The sequence below is a fragment of the Leptospira sanjuanensis genome (assembly GCF_022267375.1).
Lineage (GTDB): Bacteria > Spirochaetota > Leptospiria > Leptospirales > Leptospiraceae > Leptospira > Leptospira sanjuanensis.
This window is the reverse complement of record NZ_JAIZBH010000001.1, coordinates 1,082,540-1,105,235: the sequence shown is the minus strand read 5'-3', so window position 1 is coordinate 1,105,235 and position 22,696 is coordinate 1,082,540. Positions and strand designations below refer to the sequence as shown.

Genomic DNA, 22,696 nt, shown 5'->3' with positions numbered 1-22,696 from the left:
CTTTGGAATTCAGTCCCGAAGCGTCGCCTTTTTGTAAAACGCATCGTCTTTGAAATTTCCAATCTCCGCAATGCAAGTATGCTCTTTGTTTTCTTTACCCTCGATCACGGACTTGATTTCGATCGCGACAAGGATCAAAGTCTCACCCTCTCTTACCTTCATTCCCTTCATTTCTTTCAAAATGTCTTTGTAAGGTTGGATTTCAATCTTTTGATAGCCAGGTTCTGCGCTGAGCTTTACAGACTGTTTACCAAAATACGATACATCAAGTAGCATCGTTCCACCGGCTTGAGAAGTATCCGTTGCTCCGGGAAGTAAATAATGGACTACAACTTCCGATGGGCGGGAATACGATTCGAAAGTTTTTCTTTTATATTGATGTCCTGGTAAGATATAGAAATAGTTCTTGTTTTCTAAATCAGCCAATCCTACCACAACTTCACCAATTCCAGTTCCTGGAACTCCTTCACACCAAAATGTTCCTGGCTGTTGATCTTGAATCTTGTATGCGTTAAAGCGACACGTATCTTCTGCCCATTCATTCTGCGTCTGGTTTTTCGGTTTAGTTTTACTAACTACAAATTTCGGCGGTCTATCTCTAAAAAACGAAGTTTGCCACACCATTCCTTTTGCTGGTATATTTGCGTTTGAGGTATAGAACACACCGTCTACAGAATTTCCTTTCTGTTTCTTGTTCAAGTTCTTCAAATCCGCGTTGCTCTTTTTTGAAAAACAATCCTCATATTCTTCCACTTGAGAAAACAAAGGGACTAAAGAGAGCCAAATCCCTAATAGCATCAGTAGTTTGTAATGTTTTAATTTGCCGGTTTCCATATATTGCTCCATTGTTTGCGTATCCTTTCCACTTCCTCTTTCGTTGTCTCTAAACTTTTCTTTTGTTCTTCCAACTTCCGATTCGATTCTTCTCTCTTCTTCTCGTCCGTTGTATTCTTAACGATTTTTTCCAAAGACTCGATCGAAGCGGAAAGAGTCGCTTGTTGCTTTTTCAAACCAGGATACGAAGTAACATCTTTCCAGTACACCTTTCTTTCCGTCTCAGTCAATGGCTTCTGCCCATTCGGTTTCAGAGTAAATCCGTATCCCAAGACAAAATCGCTAAACTTGTAATGGTTCGACTTTCCGTCGTGGCTCGCATATCCGGTACTCGCGTCTCCAAAAGAATCTTCCGTTACGAAGCCGTTGTCATCCACCCCGGTTATGGTGATTACGTGATCTAGTCCCGCAAACTTACCGCCAACTACTACAACCTCTCCCTTAGCCAACTTCTCCTTGATCCAAGGGATCAAGTGTTCTTTTTGAAATTGCTTTTTGAACGATAGAAGATCTGCATCATATTGTGCCTTTGCTTCGGCATATTCTTCTGGATTGCCAATATAATCCTTCTCTTTTGGTTCCTCCGGTGTTCCTTCACTCCCTTTTGCAATCAAAGAACCATCCTTCGGTATGTCAAAACCCATCGTTCGATATACCATAGCTGCCTGTTGCTCGATACCCATCTGAGACGGTTTCGGTTTTCCAGGTAACAATTGGCCCGCTTCCGCCATGAGGCGGGTAGTCATCACGTTCAGCTTTCCGTATTGGTTGATCTGTTCCTGCGTCATCTTGAAACCCGAAGCGGCCATCACCATTGCCGGTCCGTGAGACTGACAAGCGCTACTGTCTTTTACGTCTCCGTCTCTGTTACCAGGTAACGAATACAACACTGGTTTTCCTTCCTTGTTCGTTTGCCCTAAGTAAGACTGGCCTCTCTGCGTCTGCGTCAGAAGTGTAATATTCATGAAACCGTTGTTTGCAATTCGCACAAGCTCCGGTCTTCCGTTGTAACTCATCAAATTGCCGTCGCTGTCACGCTCGGGTTGAATATTCTTTTCTCTGAATACTTGTCTCGCTCTGTCCATGTAATACTTCGGATTCTCTGCAAACGTAGGATAATTCCCTGCCCTGTCCTGATCCGGCTTCTCGTTCAGATACTTGTCATATCGTTTCGTATCTTCCGCTACCGTCCCTTCTGCAAGAACTTGTTTCATCTCGATCGTTTTGATGGTCTTACCATTTGCATCCTTGTATCCGGAATCTACTTCGCGGAACGAGATTCTTTCTGTCTGGCCACCCGCGTTCTGCAATGTAAAGAACGTCACCTCAGAGTCCTTGGTCACTTTCGTTTTGGTTTTTGTTTCAGTGACTACGGTCTCTTTCACATATCGTTTCCCGTTGACCTCAATCTCGTCCAAAGAATGGATCTTCTCCAACCTGTCTTTAGCACTTAAGTTCGCGTTCGCGATCAAATCCTTTACCTCATTGAAATCACTTTTAACAATCTTGCCCTTCGGTTCATTCGGAATAATCGTTCGAGTCTCGTTCGGATCACTCAATTTCTTCGTAGGTTGTTCTCCGCTAAGCTCGGTTAGAAACTTTCCGTTCGCCTCAAACACTTTTACGCTCTCCTGCGGGTTTCCAAAAAGGTCTTTCCAACTCAACTTCTGTTTTACATATCCGGAATCCGTAATGCTCACTTCTTCCTTCACACCCGGCTTGTATTCCCGGTCAAAGTGAACCTCTCCGGTTTCCTTGTTCACTTGTCGGTCGTACGTCTTGCCGTCCCAATTCAGTTGTTTCGTAGCGACATTGTCCTTCGATTGCATCTTCTCGATCGTCTTCGTCTCGAAACGGCTCTGGGTCGTTGAAATTGTCATCGGTTTTGACGACTTCTCGTCCATCGTTTCTAACGTTTCATGCAACTTCGTATTGTCTTTGTCCAACAGCGCCGCCACTTGAGTCTCGTGCGTCTTCTTCTCGTTTCGCAGATTCGTAAGCTCGGTCTTCTGCTTGTCGTTCAGTGAATGACCTTCACCCAACTTCTCAAGTCGATGCAGCTCAGACTCTTTTGGATATGGCGCCACTTCCCGGTTGATGATCATCGCCCTTTCCTTCTCCAAAGTCTTCTGCATTGTCACCATGTCGTTTCTGCGTTTCTCCATCTCTGGAGTTCGCTTGTAGGGCTCGTTCGGATGATCCTTGTTCCATTTCGCGTAGCTCTCCGCTTCCTGTTTGTTTTGGCTCACGCGAAGGTCTGTGATCTTGCGGTCAAACTCGGCAAGTTGTTTTCTCGTTTCCGGTTTGATCTTGTCTCCAAGCGCCTTCAACTTCTCCTCATACGTTACCTTGTGTTCATTCGGATTGAATGTGTCCTTCTTCACAAATCCGTGTTCTACGAGAACTTCAGCATACCTCGGATCGTTGTGGTGTTTCTCTTGGATCAGCTTTACAATGTCGCTCTTCACCTTTTCCGATCGCTCGATCATCTGCCGACCGATATTGTCTTCTTTAATCTTGTGTTCTGCTAACTTCTGATTCGAGTCTTTGATTGTGTTGGTTAGCTTCGTGTGCTCTTCAACTCCAGTGATATGAGCAGCCGTTCCCGATATATACGCCTTGATCGGACTTCCTCCCGACATGCCTGCTCCGGTTTGAATTCCAATCATTCGCATTCCGTTCGTATTCACCCAACTCGAAACGGTCTTCATTTGATCTTTCGTAAATCCTTTTGCCGGATCTACACCCTTCAGTTGTTTTCGAAGATCAGCAATACCAGGAATATTGTCGCTCTCTGGATTGCGAATCGCGGTTAAAAATTCATTGTTACGCCTTTTGTTTAGTTCCAAGCCGCCTTCAGCTTTCGACTTTTCTAAATTCAAAGCGTTCGATTCCGCTTTCAAAGAATCTCGTAACGCATTTGTCGATTTCACTTCTTGTTGGAGTTGAACCGCTTTCTGATATACTTCGTTGCCCGTTCCGCCTTCAAGTCCCGCGAACTTTTTCGCTACGTCAAATACGTCGTTCGAAAGTCGTTTGAATCCGCCAAACATCGCCTCTTGCGCGTTGTTGTAATTGTGAACAACATATCCGGCTTCACCAACCACATACGTGTGGTTGTCTTCAACTTCGATATTGTAAACTTTCGTAGGCTCTGTGTTGTAGTGAAAGATCCCAGTTACTCTCGCCCAACTTCCGTCTGACTTCAGAACCTGATCTCGCAAGCGAAGATCTTCAACCTTTACCCACTCCGAAGTTTGAACTGTTTCGGATACTTGATCTTTTGCGAATATGCTTTCCGAAACAGACGCCATCACAAGCTGAGGCGCGTTCTGTGTAAGTGCTTCCTTGTTTCTCCGTCTAAACGGGTGGTTCCAAGTAGTCTGCAACACTTCTTCCCCGTCCAGTTCCATATAAAATAACTGAGGAACCTCGTGAACAAACAACTCCGTAACTCTCTTGTTCTCAAACTCACCCGACTTTTCGTTCCAAGATTGAACAATGTCACCGACTTTCACGTCTTCGATCGCTTTGAAACCCGAATCCATTCTCACACTTGTTCCGGCAACAAAACAAGTGTCTAAGTGAAACACGCCTTGTTTGTCCACCATCTTGCTTCCGTCGTTCGCAATACCGAAGCTCTGAGCAATGTCTCCGAACATTCCCGTTACAAACTTACCGAAAGTGCTCGTTGCACTCTTACCGTCGTTGAAGCGGATCTCAATCCCCGATCTTTCTCCGGCTCTCGTTACATCGTCCTTCCACTTCTGCAAGCCCTCAGGCGTTTGGGACATCGCTTCCTTGTGCGCGTTCCATTTCTCTAACAACTTCTCAGGCTGTGCATTCTCTACGTCGATACTGCCGTCCTTGTTTTTAGGTAAATACTTGTCCACATCTGCTTGCGTAAACAACGGTTTCTCCATCTGCGTCGCAATACTCAGCTCCGTACGCAAGATCTCCATCTGAGACTTCTCGTGATTGTAAGAGCTGTTCTCAGCTGTCACACCTTGAAGATATTCGTTCTGGAAATTCTGGTTCAAAGTCGCCTGTTCCCAACCGTGACTGTTCGTGTTGTAGCTCACAGTACCGATCGTAGCCCCTTTCAGTCCCTGGATGCTAAAACCCAATACACCGTCATTCCCTAAGTCAAGCGTCGCTCCCCCTCCTCTCAGTCTCTGAGGAATCGCCGTGTTTCCGTCGTGGTTGTAAGACAACGCTAAACTCGAGTGACCTTCTCTACTCGCAGATACGTTAACACTTCCGTTCGCCCAAGATTTGCCACCTGCCTTGTTCACGTCATAGCTCGCGTTCGCGGTATAGCTGCCGCTTTTAAAGTTGTAGTCTAACCCTAAGCCTACGTTGTTCGTAAAGTTCGTGTTCACGTTCATTCCAAGACCTTGATCAGCATTGTAGCTCAGTCCCAAGGTTAGATTGCTCATTTTCATTCCTTCCAACGCGGTCTTTAATATTTCTCCCCCAGGTAACCCTTTGACACCGGACACGTTCAAGCTAACTCCACCGCCCCAACCGCCTTTCACTTCGTGTTGACCCGTCAAAAGGTTCGCGTTCTGATGTTTGGTATACGTTACGTAGCCCGTAAGAGGAGTTTTTACTCCTAAGGTCGCCGTCGAGATGAGGCCGTTTACAAGGGCTGCAGCCGAGCCATTTGCCCCGTTGATTCTGTTTTCGATCGCCATCGTCGCCGCTGTACTCGCCGCAAGCATGGCCACCTGCGCATTGTTAAGCGAAAGCCCAACCGTCGCCAATGTTGTGTTAATCGCCGTCGCACCCGTTCCGATCACCGAATTTAACATCTGAATTCCCGCGGGACCGCCGAAATAGGTCACTGCTGCCGCTGCTGCTAACTGGACCAATACCTCAGCATCCTTCAGTCTTTGTTCTCTCGCTGCCTTTCTCGCCTCTTGTTTGTCGATTTGGTATTTGAGCAATAACCCCAGATTGTGACCCATTGCAGGATCTCCCGTCAATGCCTCGCCGATCTTGTCAAAAAGGACGTTACGCATCTCCGTTTCTACATACGCTTTGTTGATAATGCCTTGTCCCGTTCTGCCTTTCACGTCTTCCAGCGTTATCTTGTTGTGCCACTCTTTACTTTGGTCATATATCGAAGAACGGAGGTCCGAAGGTACGACCGATTCTCCCAGCATGTTCCCTAAATCCGCTACCGAAGTCAGAATTCCTTTGAATCCCTTCGATATGAGAGACGTGATTCCTCCGTTGAACAACTTGTTGTCAAGGATAAAAAGGGAGCTGTATCCCAGTGTAAGCGGCAGTCCGTTGGTCAGCATCCCGTCCCGTCTGTGTAAATCCCGCTCCGCTTGTTTGCGCACCACAAAGTCGCTCGCCTGTTTCGACCAAAGCTCGATTTGAGCAGGATCCATATGCGTAACTCTGCCGTATTCCTTCACAGAAGCGCTCGCAAGCACCTGTTGCGTCGTATCCCAGTTTTTAATATCTTCTTTCAGATCCCTCAGTTTCAGTTCGTTCAGGATCGATCTGGTTTCTTGATTGATATGTTTTTCGTATTTCTCCGACGTTAATCCAAGATCTCCCGTGATATGAGCGCTCGATTTAATTCCCGCTCCCACAACCTCGCCGATATTACCAGATATCCCAGCTACGACTCGCTTAAACTCACCGCCAAGAGATTGTAAAGAAAACGCTCCGCTACGCATACCAAGCTCTTCTTTTGCCTGGCGCATCTCCATATATCCGATCGCAACTTGGCCTAAGGCGGCCGCATATTCGGGTGACGCCCCGTTTGCGATTGCAATTTTCTGAACTCCAAAACCGTACATGCTGTTTTTGAAATCCTTCCATTTTTCAATCGCGCTAAGATTGTTTTCATACTTATCTAAAGTTGATAGAGAAAAAGCTATCGCACCATAACCGACAATCGGCGCAAGGATCTCTGTAGCCAAAGGAGCAACCCTGAGCAGAGTTTTTTCCATTCCTCCAAAACCTGAATGATGGATCGCCGAATGGATTCCTTTCCCAATTCCCAAATTATGACTGCCCATATCGTGCTTGGCCTTCGACATCTCTATGTGCGCCATGAGACCGCCCGACAAAAACGACGCAACATCCGGCGGCAAATCAAAAGCCTTCGTAAGCGCGGTCGCAACGACGTCCTGTACCGCTTGGTTCGCCTGTTTGCTCACCCAAGCGCCGGTCGACATCCCTCCCAGCAAGACTGCTTCCACGTAATCCTTGACAATACTCGCAATCTTCACCTTGTTATTGACGTCTTGCGAAGCCAAAGACGCGTTCTTGTCGTGAACGTTCTGCGTAATATTAACTTCCGTAAAAAGGGCGGCCGTATGTTTGTTCGAGGAAAGATAACCGTTTACGTTTTGGAATGTGGCGTTTACGAGATCGCTAAAACCCTTCTCCCTCTCGTTGAACATATCGCCCAATCGGGAAGCGCCTCTCCCCAAAAGAAACGAATCCTTGGAAGGAGCCGAAATCGTTACAACCGCATCATCCGTGTTGTAACAATACGAATCCGAATTCGTCATGTCGCTACCGCAATACGAAGAAGTTCCGTTATACACCCTTCTGTGAGCCGTGATCTTCCCGTCGGCCCCCACATCCACACTGCTGTATTTGTTTTCCACAAACCGACTGCACTCCGCATTGCCCAAGTCCTTACCGCAATGCCCTTGAACCCAATCCCCCAACGTCTTTTGTTTCACATTCCCGTCCTCGTCCGTGAATGTATCGATCGAACCGTCATCCTTCAAAACATACGTGGTCGTGATCGTCTCTCCCGAATACTTATCCTTACTTTTAACCTCTCTTGTCTTGATGCCGGAAGCTTCTACCAGATCCCCGTAACCGTTCTGGGTGAACTGCTTCTCGTTGCGCATACTCTCCGCAACACCTTTCATATATCCCAAGATCGTATCCATCGTCGCGTTGTTCGTGGAAGACAATAAAGAAAGGTTGGAAATCCCCGTCGTGATCCGGTTCATTCCCGAACCGATCGTATCCAACAGTCCGAAATTAGGAATCCCCCTGTCCGCGTTGCGGTTAAGCCCGTTCAAAATGTTACCGAACGCGTCTCTAAAGGAACCGTCGTTGACGGTCAAGTCCCCGTCCAGGTTCGACTTCATTTGTCCCTTGTTCAAACCGGCTAACACCTGTTGTGTGAGTTGTATGTAATTGGATTGCCCCTGACCGTTCTGAAGAGCGTTCCCGGCCGCGTTGAAGGCGCTCGTTGCCTGTTGCTGCAACTGACCCATTTGGGCAAGCCAGGAAGACTGCTGACCCTGAAGATCAGCCACCCCGGAATTGTAAGCGTTCTGCGCATCCGTCAATGCGGTCTGCATCTGAGTCTGCCAGTTCGCATACTGAGCTTGGTAAGAAGCAACCTGCGCCGTCCAGTTCGTGATCGAAGGCATCACATTCGTCTGCCAATCGTACTCGAACGCCTGAAGTTGAAGAACCAAATCCTGATACGTGGTTACGTTCGCATACGCGTTGTTATTCGTAACTTGAAAGTTCAACTCGATCCAGGCATAGTTCTGCGTATGTTGGATGTCTCCAAGAAAGGGAATTCCGTCCCAAATCATCCACTCTCGCGCAAAATAATCGTAAAAATTCTGGCCCCAGCTCCCGTTCACTCCGGCCAAACCTTGTGCTCTCATTTCGGAGTAGGTCCGATTCGCTAAATAAATCCCGGGTGTCCAATTGAATATGTCTCCGGAAGCACATCCGAGCGGACTCCCGCAGTAGGGAGTGGCATTGAAAAACGGCGTAAAACCGTCTTCGTTCTGAAACGCACGCAGATCGATCTGACTAAACCCGGTAATCGTTCTGCCCGGTCCCAGCGCCCCCAGCAAACCCGAAAGAGGAGACCCGCTTCCGGTTAAACCGCTCTCATACGCGTCCATGATCCAGTTCGCGAGGTCCGACTGAGTGATCTCTTGGCGAATATAAGCCATGATCTTTTTGGCAAGCCCGCCTTCCCCTTCCGTAAACGCAGTGTTCAAAATCTCCGCAATGGAAACGGAAGCCGGACCTCCGGAAGTCGCCGAAAAGTGGTTAAACGGTGTATGCGAAAAAATAGGATCCCCGTAACTCCAAATACCGTCGTTATTGTACGCACCTTGAGACTGCCCGTATTGAAAATTGTATGTTCCCCCGTTCTGAACGGCGACCGCATTTTGAAGCGCGTTCTGCGTCGAAAGAAGTTCGTTGTGCAGAAAGTTGCTCAAAAGACTCGAAGCGTACAAAAAGCCTGCTTCCATTTCCTGAACCTGACAGGTATGACCGGAAGCGCAGCTAACGCAACGCGTATCCCCCACCGGACAACTGCTCGCAAAATAGGAACCGGTGGCGGAAGCCGGAACCGTGTTGTCCACAACAGCGCTGTAACAGGTATGTCCCGCAGAACACGTGTTCGATGCCACAAAAGAACCCGAAGTCGCGTCATACAAACCCTTCACGCAAGTACTGCCGTTCAAACAGTTGTTGTTGTAGCTAAGCATCGTTCCGGAAGTATAGTCGAAGATCGCGGGCATCACATACCCTTCCTGCATCGCATTCGCCACCTTGTTGATCACGTTCTGAAACGCACGACCGTCCGCATTCAAACTAGTGCGAACCGTCAAGTTCTCCATCTCCGATCCGTTGCAGGTCGAAGGACAAACCGTGTTCTGAAGATAACTGCTCGTATTGTTGTCGTAGAGAATGTTCGCACAAGTATGACCTACCGGACAAGAACCGGCCGCGTAAAACTGGGAATTCGTAGGATCGTATTGATACGTCACACACACGTGACCGCTCGGACAACTCGCCTGCACATAACTGTTCGAATTGTTGTCATACAACACGGTAATCGTGTTCCAAAAAAGACCGTTGCTGTTTAAAAAGTTCTGATACCCTTCCAAACTCGAAAGAATCTGGCTCTTAACGCCAGCTTGACTCTGTTGAATCTGGGCAAGATGCGCCTGATACTGCATCTCCGTAGCGTTGATCTGAGAAATTAAGTTCTGATATTTGTCGGTCAAACCCTGAAGCGCTTGCTGATATGTCTGCAAACCGTTCTGCAGATTATTGTGAAAATCGTTCCACCACTGACTCTGCAAACCTTCCAACGTCTGTTGGCCGCTGTTCAAAACAGCCTGACTCAGAGCACCGCCTAAGTTCAGATTCAAACCGTTACCGGAAACAAACGAATCCCATTGGCTTTGAAACGAAGCCGTCGAACTAACAACCGCACTCGAATTCGCTCCATACAAGGACGAAAGATATTCGCTCCTCTCCTGTAAAATCTCCGCTTCTACGGCGCTCTGCCATGTCAAAAGTTGTTCCGAGGCCTGTCCTTGCAGAGAATTATATACGTAACTTTGATACTCCTGAACCGAAGCGAAATGATCGCTCGTCGTGATCGAGTTCACCATCATCGTGATCTGAGCTTGAACCTGCGCTTCCCACTGTGTCTGCAAAATACTCACGTTCTGAAACACGAACGCGTCCCAGTTGCCGATCGTCCGCATACCGTCCGCAACCGTAAACGTCTGATTCATGCTGTTCGTATTGAATACGGGAGTATTCAAATTCGGAACTACTACGGGCTGAGGACTGAGTGGGAAAAAGGAGAACAAAGTTAAAAAGAAAATAATAAAGTAACGGGAGTTCTTTTTTTTATTATACATGAAAATTAATCCTCGATAGCGTAATTCGTTCCCACTCATACAAATCGTCGTAGGGAGGAGAAAGACGTTATCTTAATGTTGATTGATATTTATGGCCTATAAATGCTTTACTCGTAAGATGTATTGAATCGTTCGATTTTCGCTTCCATCATGATTAAAATGAATTGTAAACGTACGAACCCGCATCGGTGATCTTAATTGCTAACACAACGCACATAATAACCGAAATCCTTGTCGCTCGAGCCATACGAAGTCCCGAAAAAAAAGTTTACGGTCCATGCCGCGGTCGAATCGGAAGCGACGGAAGTGGAAGACCAAAACAAATCCACACCTCCGCCGATCAATTTGCTCGTATCCATCGCGGGGTTCATTTGCGACCGATCGACGATACTTTTTAATTCATTGATATTCGGCAGTCTCCAAAATTTACCCGCGGGCAAAACCGGAGGCTTTTTTAGCGGTAAGATTCCTTTACAATAATTTAAAGCGTCCCTCCAATTATAGGCGATAGGGCTGCCGTTCGTGTTTCCCGTAGTGGGTATTCCGCAAGTGGATCTCTTTGTTGTCGAATTTTCCGAACCTAATCCTGCCGGACAAAGCTGCCACACAAGACCGGTTCTAGTATCCAATACCGTACCGTCTTCCTTGTCCGTGTATCTGCTTGGAGTTGCCATGACCTGCCCGATCAAACAAAAACAGAAAATGAGCGATTTAAACAAAAGTTTCATAAAAAATATTCACTCCTAAAAATTACGGCGTTTGGCTAGGGATGTTTCCTGAAACGCAACGAACTCGTTTATTGTTCGCGGTCAGATCGAAATAAACGTGACGTTCGCAAAAATTCACATACCAAGCGTTTCTCAAATTGGAGGTAAAAAAGGAAGAAGTCCAAAAATTCATTTCATTTCCGATTCCGGAACACGCCCCAAGAGAAACCAAGGGATGTTCGTTTTCATAGGCTAGAATAGTTTCCAACTCTTCCACGGAAGGAAGCCGCCAATCGTCGCGATCCGCGTAACCGTAATACGTAGGAGGCGCGGGGGGTGCGGGCGGTATTGTAGGTTCGGGAGGTTTCTGATTCATCCGGTTTAAATTGGCGCAGGCTTTTAAAGCCCCGTTAAAATCAGCATAACCGTTGATCGAATAACTATCTTGCCAAAACAAAGTAGTCTTATCATCTCGACTACTCGCGTTCGTCGAATGAGCTGAATTCAAAAAAGAGGTTGTTGCGAAATCAAAACCCTGCTGAAAGTAACCATCCTGGCCTTCGCGAGGAGTCCCGTCCGATAGATCGGAACCGTTATTTTTGCAATCGGCCCCGTTAGTACCGCCGGACTGGAAAAAACAACGTTTCTGCCCCGTCTTCCCCAAAGAAGTTTTAAAGGTCGAAGCTCTTGTCGAAAAATAAGAACCCGTTAAAAAAGTGCCCGCTAAATGACCCGATACGTCGTTGCTCTGGACTGAATTATTGGAAATATCTTTCAAACTATTCTTATCGATTTCCCAGCGCAAAAACGCATTTTCAGGAAAACGGATCCAAGGAAGACGAATGGTAAGAATATTGTGAGGCTCGCCGACTCCGGTGTTCCAGGAAAAGTTAGGAGTAGCTCCCGAAACGGTATCGAAACTGAAATTCACCCATTGGGTCCCATTGAAATATTGAACGTTCAAAATCGGTGTAATGTTCTGCATCGGTTCGCTGAAAGTAATAACGATCTCGCCCGGATCCGGTTTTACGTTATGCGCATTGATCGTCGGGGATATATTTGTCGCTTGAGGAACGTCCAAATCCTTCCAAACCAAAATTTCTCTGCTCGCATATTGCGGACCGAAGTTTGCCTGCGCGTTCGCAACACAGATCATCAGCGTATTTTTTCCCAGGGAGAAATTCAGAGGATCAATATCGGAAGGGACTTGAATCGGATTCGTAGCGCCCAGAGGACCGCTTGCATTGGTGTTCGAGCCGAAGAGAGAAATCCCGTTATTGCAATTGCAATCCCCCGCGCTCGAATACAACAGCCCGTTCGTATCCTTGAACTTACCGACGGGACAATCTGCGACTCCGGCAGTCGTACATTGGCTACATGCGGAGGTTCTCTTCTTCAAAAGAGTATAGGAAACCTTATTGCCGCTGACTTCCCAGTTGAATCGAGGGATCGTCGCATTGTCAATGACGACACTGCCGTAATACAAGGCAGGATTCGTACTAAGAAGATTCAATGTAGGAAGAGAGGTATCCACCGAAAAAATGGCGGACTGAATAGCGCCTACATTTCCCGCCTTATCCCGCGCTAAAAACTTGATATTCCGGTTTAAGGTTCCGTTCGGCACGGATATCGGCGTCGCCGTAACGGAAGAAGAGGAATAAGTTGAGCCTGCAGTAACGGTACCTAAGCTGCCCGATATAAGGGGATTCGTACCGTCGATCGTGTATGCAATAACCGAACAAGGAACGCCGGAATTATCATTGCATTTGAGAGAAACGCTGAGTTCTTTTCCGTAATTCCCCGCTCCCGGATCCGCCGTGATCGTCGGCGCTGTATCGTCGCGAACCACGTTAAAACTCGCCTGACCTGTAAATCCGGCGGTAACACAGATAAAAATGGAATTATTTCCTACGCTCAGGGAGGAAGCGGCGATCGTCAAAGTGTTGGAAGCGTTGGCAGCAACGGAGCCGGTGCTAAGAATTCCCCCACTGCTGCATCCGGTACCATTCGCTCTTACGGAATAAGTACCGCTCTGATTGCTTTTCCAAAAAATCGAAATAGAATTCACTGCCCCGTTCATAGCGCTGACGTAACTGCTGGTCGCACCGCCGTCGACCGTAACATTCGGAAGGTTATGGTTCACCTCGTAAACAGCGGATTGAACGGCTTCCAAATTTCCCGCCAGGTCACGACATCGATACTGAACCGTATAAATGCCTTCTCCATAAGAACCGACGGAAAAGGTGGCGGTTGTCGGATTTTTAACATAACCGACTAAGGGGGAAAATGCCGGAACAGTTCCATCAATCGAATATACCAAATTACCGGGCGCAAGGTTATCGGCGCAGGTAATTGTCACCGATTGCGCTCCTCCATAAATACCCGACGGCGGATAAACGGAAGACATGGGAGGGTTAGAGTCGTTACCGATTAAAGCTAAAATCGGGTTATCGACGACCCCGTCTCCGTTTTCATCATAACCGAAACCGGGGTAAACGGTAACGGTATTTCCCGTACAGTTTGGACCGGTTTTTAACGTAATCGCGCCGCCGGAACCCGCGCATAAATAATAATCAAGGATTCCGTCTCCGTTAATATCAACGCCGATCGGATTTCCTCCCGCAGCATTTACGAAAATGATTTGCGGGACCCCGTTTCCGTTCACTGAAATTCCGGAAGCGGTCCCATTGCCGCTCGGATCCACAACTATTCCCGTTGCAGAGCCGCCTTGACTCCCGCCGTTTAAATCAACGGATTCGCCGGGAGAAAAAGAAAAAATAGAATTGGATCCGGGGGCTTCGATTGAACCCGCATTGTTTATAACGGGAATTTTCAAAAGACTTAAGAATGCGTTGTACAACGCAGCAGGAGTTGCATCGCTCTTTCCTGTACCGCAAGTTTGAAAAAGAACACAGAAACAAAATAAGAATAAAACTTTTCTGATATGATCCACCATGACTACTCCGATTCACCTCATAAAGATTTTTGCGGTTATGATTCCTTAAAAACTACGGTCCATTGGCAACACACCTAACGTAGGCCGTTCCCGATTTAGAAGAGAAAGGCGTCATTTCGCCTGTTTGAAAAAACACTGTCCAAGCGTTACTGGCAGACGGTGCATAAGATGACGAAGTCCAATAATAAGAATTCTTCGTATTTGGAAAATAAACGGAACTTGCTGCAAGTGTATTGCTTGTAGAACTTATATCCACAATGCTGCTAAGCTCTTTTGCGGTAGGAAGTCTCCAAATGCGACCGCCGCCGCTCAGGCTATTACAGTAACTTAAAGCTGTGGACCAATTCGGCTTAGTAGCCGTGCCGGTAGCGCAAGTATTTCCCGACAAACCGGCGCTGCATTTTTGCCAAATTAAATTGGAAGTGGAATCTACGATTGTCTGATCCCCCGGATCGGAAAGTGTTTGGTTCGACCCTCCCGAACCCGACACACAACGGATGTTATTCGTATTCGATCTTACGAACGAACCCGAAGCTCCATAATTGAAGTTAACACCCCAAGCGTAAAAAGGATTGGATCTTCGAAGCGTGGAAGACCAATAATAATTCGCGATCGAATCGGGAAAGGCCGTATTAGGGAAAGTGGCTCCGGCGGAAGAAGAACCGAAAACGGATAACGTTTCCAATTCTTTTTGAGTCGGCAGCCTCCAATCCGTAATTCCTCCGAAACCGGAACCCGAATTACATTGATTCAAATAAGAGCAACCATTCACGCCGGAAGGATGGACATCATTGCTCATATCCTGAAAAGTAAAAAAGGCCCAAAAGTCCAATTTTACGGGATTATTAGAAGAATTTAATGGAGCGCAACTTCCAGCGGGAATCGGAGTGGTGATATCAACACACTGCGTTATGCCGCCGCTCAATGTCGATTTTTTACCTTCGACACAGGTTTTCCATTTTAATCCGGTCACGACGTCTTCGGTTACCGCATCGTTGGGAAAACCGGAATAATATTGAATATTGTAATTACGAGCCACACCCGTCTGAGTCTGTCCGTCCTGAAAAGTGCCGGCGCATGGAATCAAGTTCCCGTTCGAGTCCCAACAAATCGACTGACCGGTTTTAAGAGGTCTAAAAAATTGATTCCGCATTCCGGTCAGAAAACTCTGTTGAATATCGGTTAAGGGCGAATTACCGGCTGCATCTTGAAGCACATCCTTGGAAAGAGTCCACATAATCTTTGCATTTTCAGGAAAGTTAACCCAAGAAAAATCGATTTGAAGCGTCGTCGCGCTGGTCCAGGTGTAGGTTGCGGTAAAATCGATACAATCCCAGTTCGCGCCGTCAAAAACGAAAACGCTCAAAGGAGGATTGGTCGGCGCGGGATAACAAAGATTCGCAACTCGAGAACCGGTGGAAATTCCTCCGAAGGAAGTGTTCATATTCTTATTAAAAACGATCTGTATACGACCCGGATTCGGAATGATCGAAACCGGACTACCGGCGTTGAAATTCGCGGGATTTGTGGAACTCACAGTGGGTCGAGTATTATCTTTCGTAACGCTAAAAGACGTATTTCCGTAAACAGGATCCAGACTCGCGTTAGCCACACAGATCGAAACCGTATTCGCTCCTTGTGCAAAATTAGAATTCAATAATGTGGTTGTAATCGGAACCCCGGCAGTAACGTTCCCGGCGCTATTCGTTCCGGTTAAAACCGTACCCACACTGCAGTCCGAACCGGAGCGAAATGTAAACACGCCATTCTGATCGCTTACCCATGTAACACTTTGATCGGCGGTCGCATTGACAAGTTGGCTCACAGGCGAAAAAGAATTCGTAGTGACGGTTGCGACGGATGTATTGATAAAATAATTCGCGGTTTGTAATGGCGAGGTGTTTCCTGCCAAATCCACTCCGATAAATTTTAGAGTAACGGCGGTGTTCAGAGGAATCGAAATTGGATTTTGATATTCAATTCCCGTCAAAACCGTACCGTTGCTACCATCTATACTCGGTGACGATCCGTCCAAAGTATAAGCAATCTTTCCGCAACCGGCAGGATTATTATCGGTGCATGAAAAACTAACATTCTGAGCTCTTCCATAATTTCCTCCCCCCGGACTCGAACTAATAGAAGGTTGAGATTCGTCTCGAACGACGGTTAACGTTTGATAACCCGTTAAGGCAGCCTTCGCGCAAACATGAATCGTATTTACCCCTAAATTCAAATTACTAGCTGAAACACTGAAAAGATTTGCGGCATTCGCGGTAACGGGCCCCGTTTGTAAAACGGAACCGCTTTGGCAATTACTTGCATTCAAACGTATGGAATAAGTCCCCGTGTAATTCGAAGTCCAGTTAAAGGAAAGAGCGTTAATCGTATTCGCTTGAGTGCTGACACCGGTAGAATTTTGATTCGATATCGTTACGGAAGGAACGTTATGATTGATTTCATAGTTATCCGTATGAACGGATTCGATATTACCTGCCAAATCGCGGCATCGGTATTTGATGGAATAAAGACCGTCTAAACCGCCCAAAGTAAGTTGTTTTAGCTTCGGATTCGAAACACTTCCTTGAATCGGGCTAAAAGCCGGCGTACTAGAATCAACAGTATAAACGATATTCCCGGGAGCGACGTTATCGTTGCAAACGATCGTTAATGGAACTGCGGAACCGTAAATTCCCGGATTCGGGCTAATAACCGAAGTGGGCGCAAGAGAATCGTTGTTAATTTGGGATAGAATGTTGTTATCTGAAATTCCATCGCCATTTGTATCATATCCTTGGCCCGCAATGACAACGACTTGATTTCCTGTACATCCCGATCCGGTCATTAAAGAATATTCGTTCTGACTTTTATAACAAATATAATAATCGGCCGAGCCGTCGCCGTTTGAATCGATCGCGTAGGGAATACCATTTTCATTAAATAAGAAGATGATATCCGGAATTCCATTGTTTCTGGTTGAAATACCTAACGTTGAATTATCCCCGTTGGCCGAAACGACACTCCCTGTATTGCCGCCGTTAGGACCGTTTAAATAAGAAGAATCTCCGATATGAAAAGGATTATCGGAAGGAAAAAAAACACCGTTCGTATAACTACCACGGTTTGCAACGCCTAAATATGATAAGAAGGAATAATCGGTGCTTTGAGGCTTACAAAAAACGAAAAAGCCGATCAACAATGGAAGAAATCGAAACAATATAGAAGAATGTCTCAAAATCATCAAACTACTCCCCTCAACGAATTACATACTTGAAAAACATTTAAAAAAAACTTGAAAAAGCTCTCGAATGCGATGGGAATGGATTTTGAGATAAAATGCAAATAAAAAAATCACATTTACTAAAAAAAGAGGACAAAAGATGTCGAACAAGACATTGAATACGATAAAGCAGCCTTTGGAAAAAGTTTCTAACGCAAACAGTGAATGTGACAAAAAGCAGCGTTAAAACAGATCAATAAATTACATAGGATAAAAAGAAGCCGTCACAGACAACGAAAATATGATCAATAAAAGACCAATGAAATCTTCTAAATACTTAAAAATGGCGAATATAGCGTTACGTTCCATTCGAAATCTATCGTTACTACAACTTGACGTACAAGCTATGCAAAACTATTCGATCATTACGTATCAATTTCGTTTAACAAAATTAGACCTAAAACGTATAGCTTCAAGCAAATGCGCCATAATTACGTTATTGTAAATACCCATATTTGAACCTTAGAGCGCACGAATCCTCAACATGAAAAAAAACGAAAAATTATTCAAAGTGGAACTTCTGTACGTTCTATTCTTATTTTTTTTCGTTATCCAACATCTCGGTGCTCAGGCGGATATTGGAAAACAGCCGCCGATGAAGATAACGTTGGATCAGGCGGTTCTTATCGGATCAAGCAATAGCGTAGTTCTTAAGGTTTTGGAAGCTCGAAAGGATGTTTCTAAAATGGTAATCACGGAGAAATGGAGGGAATTTCTCCCTAAGTTTGGAATTCAATATTACGGACTTCGAAATCAAAACGTGAATTCTACGGACAATATATACAACGACATTCGGTTGACGGTCCAACAGTTGGTTTTCGATGGCGGAGAAGCGAACTTAAATTTGGAAATTGCCAAACTGTCCGAACTTCTAAATGAGCAGGACTTCAAGATCACCCTCTCAAAACTGCGATTCGAAATACAAAAAGCCTATTTTAAGACCTTAGCGACAAGAGGGAAGGTATCTATACAAAAAAAAGCATTAGAAAAAGCGCAAGAAGGGTATCGAAAAGGACAAGTAGAGTTTAGACAAGGTTTCATAACTAAAGTACAGCTTTTGGATTTGGAAAGTAAGGTTAAACAATCCGAATTCAACGTCCAGAAAGCCAAAAACGACAGCGATCAGGCGTTATTGGATTTAAAACAAGTGATGAATCTGGATTATTATGCCAATGTCGAGTTGGACGAAAACTTATTTTACGACTTCGTAATCAATCCCCCTTCTTCCATGAATATGGACGAATTGATATCCAAAGCGAAAAATGGACGCGAAGATCTGAAAAAAATGCAAGTTCTCGTAAAGAAAATCAAGAATGAAAAAGAAATCTTAGACAATCAGTATATGCCTAAAGTTTATTTGGGCGGTTACGCAGGAAGAAACGGAAATAACAATCAATTTACTCATGATAGCTATGGGGTAAATTTTAATCTTGTAATGCCTTTAGGGAGCAGCGTTGTTCAATCCAACGGGAACACAGGCGTACAAAAGGACGGAAACGGAATTCAAACATATCCGGGCTTCGGAAATCAAACCGTAGGCCCCGGAACAAATAGCTACAATTCCACTTCAGTACGATTATTCGACAATCTAAGCCAATCCAGAAAGGCGATTGAGGGCGAGATTCAACTCAGCGAAGCTTTATTAAATTATCGCAATATGGAAAATCAAGTCGGTTTTGAGATCAAAAAAGCGGTCGATAAACTGAATCAATCTTGGGAACTAATCAACATAGCGAATTCTCGGATCAATCTTCAAGTGGAATCAGGAAGAGTGACCGCTGCGAAAGTCGCGCATGGTCACGCGAAAAAGGAAGATCAGATCAATTCCGAACTTGAAATGATAAAATCCCAAGAGGATTTAACCGACGCCCTTGCTTCATACGCGATCAATTGTTACGAATACGCTCAGGTAACGACGGATGAAGGCGGGCTAAGAAGATTAATCAATTATTCGAAAGGTTCGGGTAATTCGATACTTTTGAATCTTATAAGAAATCAGGAAACGACGAAATCAAAAAGGTAAGGAATAAAGAATATGAAAATAGAATTTGAACACGTCTGGAAAGGTAAATTAACATTTTTATATATTCTAATTTTCTTTTCTTTAATCGGGCTAAACTGTCAAAACACGGGAGAAAAACTCTTGGGCTTAGGCGCGTTATGGGGAGATCCTCCGCCGGAAGTGATCTTCAGCAGCCCTCGGTCCGGAACAGATAATCTACCATCCGATCAGAAATTCGACGTGGGTTTCAGCCGAGAAATGAATATGCAAAGTTGTAGAATCGCATTCAGCATGTCTCCGCAAACGGTTGGTTTTTTTACCGAACTGAACGGCACCGTATTAACGTTCTCACCGTCAAATCCGTTAAATCCGGGGACTTATACATATACTGTAACGAAAAGTTGCGAAGATAAGGCCGGACTCGATCTTAAAGATCCGTTTAGTGCTTCGATTTCAATTGGAAACGCTGCGAGCGCGGGACAAAGTCCTGTCGTGAACGGAATGTTCTTGGCGGCTGGAAATAGCATCGCTTGTAACGCCGGCACGGCAACCCAAACCAATTTTTTTAGTTCGAATGTAACCAATGCCTGTATGGGCAATCCGACCGTAAATCCGATCGTCATCAACTTTTCAAGACCGATGAACACGTCCGCTACTCTTACTTCGTTATCTATTAGCCCGGGGATTTCGGCTACATATACTTGGACTTCCGGCAGCACACTTGCAATTCAACCTGATTTCGCTTTGAACGCGAATCAAAGATATAATATCAGCTTTAACGTAGGCGCAAAGGACATGAATGGAATAGCGTTGGGGGGTAACTCCATCGGGACGTTCTTTGTTGGAACCGCAAACGCAGGACCAAACGTAAATACGATGACTGTAACAACAGGATCCCTAGCAGGATGTCAAGCCGGCATAGGAGCGCCGGTCGATATCTTGACGGCAAACGTCGTTAACGGCTGCTTAGGGAATCCGAACTCCCAATCTTTCGTAATCAATTTCAATACTCCGATGAATCCCGTCTTAACCCAAAACGCAGTTTCTATCAGCCCCCCGATAAGCGGGAATTTTACTTGGACGGCTGGAAACCAGACACTGACATTTACCACGGATTCGAAATTAGAGTTTGGCGTTCGATATACGATCGCAGTCGCTTCCTCTGCAACTGCAGCGAACAATAATACTTTGACAACCCCTATTTCAGCAAGCTTTATCGCAGGTGGTAACAACCCGAATCCGGTCGTTCAAGCAGTCGGCTTGGTTAGCCAAGTAGGGGCTCCCGGTTGCTCCCCGACATTCCCCGCAATAGGAAGCGCCGCGGGCGGAACTTGGACCTCGACTTCTTGCTGGTGGGACAACAGTCTACCGATTCTTCAACCGAGCAGTTATAGATTTGAAGGCGGGGACGAAGGAAACAATAATGCAGCCTCTTGTAACAACAAGACCACAGACGATTTTAGATTGGTCTTCAACAATTATATGAACCTGGGTAGTACGATTGGCGCGGTTTCTTTATCTCGCGAATCGGGATCCTCTACCGTTATTCGTTTATCAAGCTGGAACTGGAGTGACTGCCAAGCCGTATACCCATTCGGTTGCCGCGTTTTAGATGTGACGTTCTCGGAAATGGAATCGAGTTGTGGAGGAGTTAATGGGTTCGGAAGTTCGGCGGATTTCAATTTAACGAATGCAAAATTCGATTTCAACGCAAATAACGGAGCAATCCCTTATCCTGCCATTCCCACCTCGCCCAACTACCCTGTCTATACGATTCAAGTAAACGGCTCGGCGACGGATATATTGGGAAGACCCTTGACTCCATTTAGTTTTTCCATGGTAAGCCAGTAAAGCCGAGAAATAATAATTTAGGAATATACGATATGAAACTTCATAAAATTTTAATATTCGTTTTACTGTGTATACTGTATAACGGCTGTATGGTTTTTAATCGGAGTGCGCGCGCCGCCGAAAAAGCCGAAAAAGTAAAAGCGAACTATCAAATCGGATATTTAGAAAACAGAGACTTCAGATTTGATCCATTTCGAATTAAGAATTTTATAAGCTTGTTAAAGTTCGAGATTATTCGAGGCGGGAACGGATTGGTGGAAGACGGTTCGGAATCCGATCCATCAAAGAATTCAACCTCCGCTCCTCAGCAAACTCCGTCGAGTACCGTCCAAAATCCAGAAGCGAAGGATAGTGTCTCTCCTCCGGTTCCGACTCAAGCAATGCAGGCTATGACAAATCCGGAAGGAGTAAAGCCGAATTCGGACGCTACTACAGCCGCAGCAAAAGATACCAAGCGTATGCTTACCGAAACGGAAATTAAAAGCTTATCGACAAAAACCAATTTCGATTATTATCTCCAAGGATCGTTCGGAATGTCCGATAACGGGAGCATTTTGGACCGAAATTTTACTACACTCATATTCATTGATGTCTACGATAAAACTGGAAAATTAATCCGTACCGTTTCTTACGCACAAGAATCGAAAAATTTTTCAGAAGCCGATGATTTAAGACAAGCGAGCATCAGCTTGGTGGATAAGATCATGAAAAAACAGGAAAATATTGAAAATAAAGAGTGGTGGAAATTTGGATTCTAAAAGCGTATTTTTTAAAACGAAACTTTCATTTATAATTATCCTTTGTCATTCAACAATCCTTTTAAATTGCGGGCTTTCCGAAAAGGAAATGGATTCCATGTATCAAAGAGGAATCGCTCTATTCGTCGCAAATCAAAGAGAAGAAGCATTGAAGATTTTTAGCGAACTCTACAAACAAGACGAGGATTACAAAGACGTAAAACTTGTTACAGGCAAGCTTCTATATTATAACCGCAGATTCGAGGAAGCAGAGAAAATATTCCAGGAATTGTCCGATGATGATTCCGCGGATTATAATGCTTTAGGTTGGTTAATTAAAGCACAATTTGCGGGAACTCCTCTCAAAAAAGAACTTATGGAAAATCTACAGAAATTCCTTTCTAAAGATTCCGAAAATTTGGAGATCCTTTTTATTAGCGCCCGGTTATTGGAAGAAACAGGAAAATCGGACCAAGCAATTCTTGCTTACCAAAAAATAATAGCTCAAACCCGCATGTTAGCCTTTTCTCACCGTCAGCTCGAAAATATTTATAGAAAAGCAAAACTTGAAAAAAAAGCCGCATATCATAATCAGAAATATCTGGATCTTTTGGGAAAATCCGAACCTTAAAGGAATGACCATTGAGAA

9 protein-coding genes are annotated in these 22,696 nt (G+C 45.3%); 4 read left to right on the top strand and 5 right to left on the bottom strand.

Features of this window, described 5'->3' with window-relative positions:
* Window positions 1–9 precede the first annotated feature (9 nt).
* The 5 genes from LFX17_RS04930 to LFX17_RS04910 all read right to left on the bottom strand — a co-directional run bounded on the left by LFX17_RS04930 (window position 10) and on the right by LFX17_RS04910 (window position 17,418).
* Complete coding sequence (locus tag LFX17_RS04930; protein WP_238745378.1) at window positions 10–834, bottom strand: NADase-type glycan-binding domain-containing protein; 825 nt, start codon at window positions 832–834, stop codon at window positions 10–12.
* On the bottom strand, window positions 816–10,517 hold the full coding sequence (locus LFX17_RS04925; RefSeq protein WP_238745376.1) for a TIGR04388 family protein: 9,702 nt from the start codon (window positions 10,515–10,517) through the stop codon (window positions 816–818). The genes LFX17_RS04930 and LFX17_RS04925 overlap by 19 nt, the downstream gene beginning before the upstream one ends.
* Before the next feature lie 194 nt (window positions 10,518–10,711).
* On the bottom strand, window positions 10,712–11,245 hold the full coding sequence (locus LFX17_RS04920) for an Lcl C-terminal domain-containing protein (protein WP_238729298.1): 534 nt from the start codon (window positions 11,243–11,245) through the stop codon (window positions 10,712–10,714).
* A 22-nt stretch (window positions 11,246–11,267) separates the two neighbouring features.
* Window positions 11,268–14,180, bottom strand: a complete 2,913-nt coding sequence (locus tag LFX17_RS04915) for an Lcl domain-containing protein (protein ID WP_238729297.1) — start codon at window positions 14,178–14,180, stop codon at window positions 11,268–11,270.
* Window positions 14,181–14,232: 52 nt separating this feature from the next.
* Window positions 14,233–17,418: an Lcl domain-containing protein gene (locus tag LFX17_RS04910; RefSeq protein WP_238729296.1), complete on the bottom strand. Its 3,186-nt coding sequence runs from the start codon at window positions 17,416–17,418 to the stop codon at window positions 14,233–14,235.
* Window positions 17,419–17,941: 523 nt separating this feature from the next.
* On the opposite strand from LFX17_RS04910, the gene LFX17_RS04905 reads away from it, so the two are divergent.
* The 4 genes from LFX17_RS04905 to LFX17_RS04890 are packed head-to-tail and all read left to right on the top strand — an operon-like array spanning window position 17,942 to window position 22,678.
* Complete coding sequence (locus LFX17_RS04905; protein ID WP_406600479.1) at window positions 17,942–19,480, top strand: TolC family protein; 1,539 nt, start codon at window positions 17,942–17,944, stop codon at window positions 19,478–19,480.
* Window positions 19,481–19,492: 12 nt separating this feature from the next.
* Window positions 19,493–21,310 carry an Ig-like domain-containing protein gene (locus tag LFX17_RS04900; RefSeq protein ID WP_238729295.1) on the top strand — a complete coding sequence of 606 codons (1,818 nt, stop codon included), beginning with the start codon at window positions 19,493–19,495 and terminating at the stop codon, window positions 21,308–21,310.
* 32 nt (window positions 21,311–21,342) lie between these two features.
* A complete protein-coding gene (locus LFX17_RS04895; protein WP_238729294.1) occupies window positions 21,343–22,068 on the top strand; it encodes a lipoprotein in 726 nt (241 codons plus the stop codon).
* Entirely contained in the window at window positions 22,058–22,678 is a 621-nt protein-coding gene (locus LFX17_RS04890; RefSeq protein WP_238729293.1) for a tetratricopeptide repeat protein, read from the top strand. The genes LFX17_RS04895 and LFX17_RS04890 overlap by 11 nt, the downstream gene beginning before the upstream one ends.
* Window positions 22,679–22,696 lie beyond the last annotated feature (18 nt).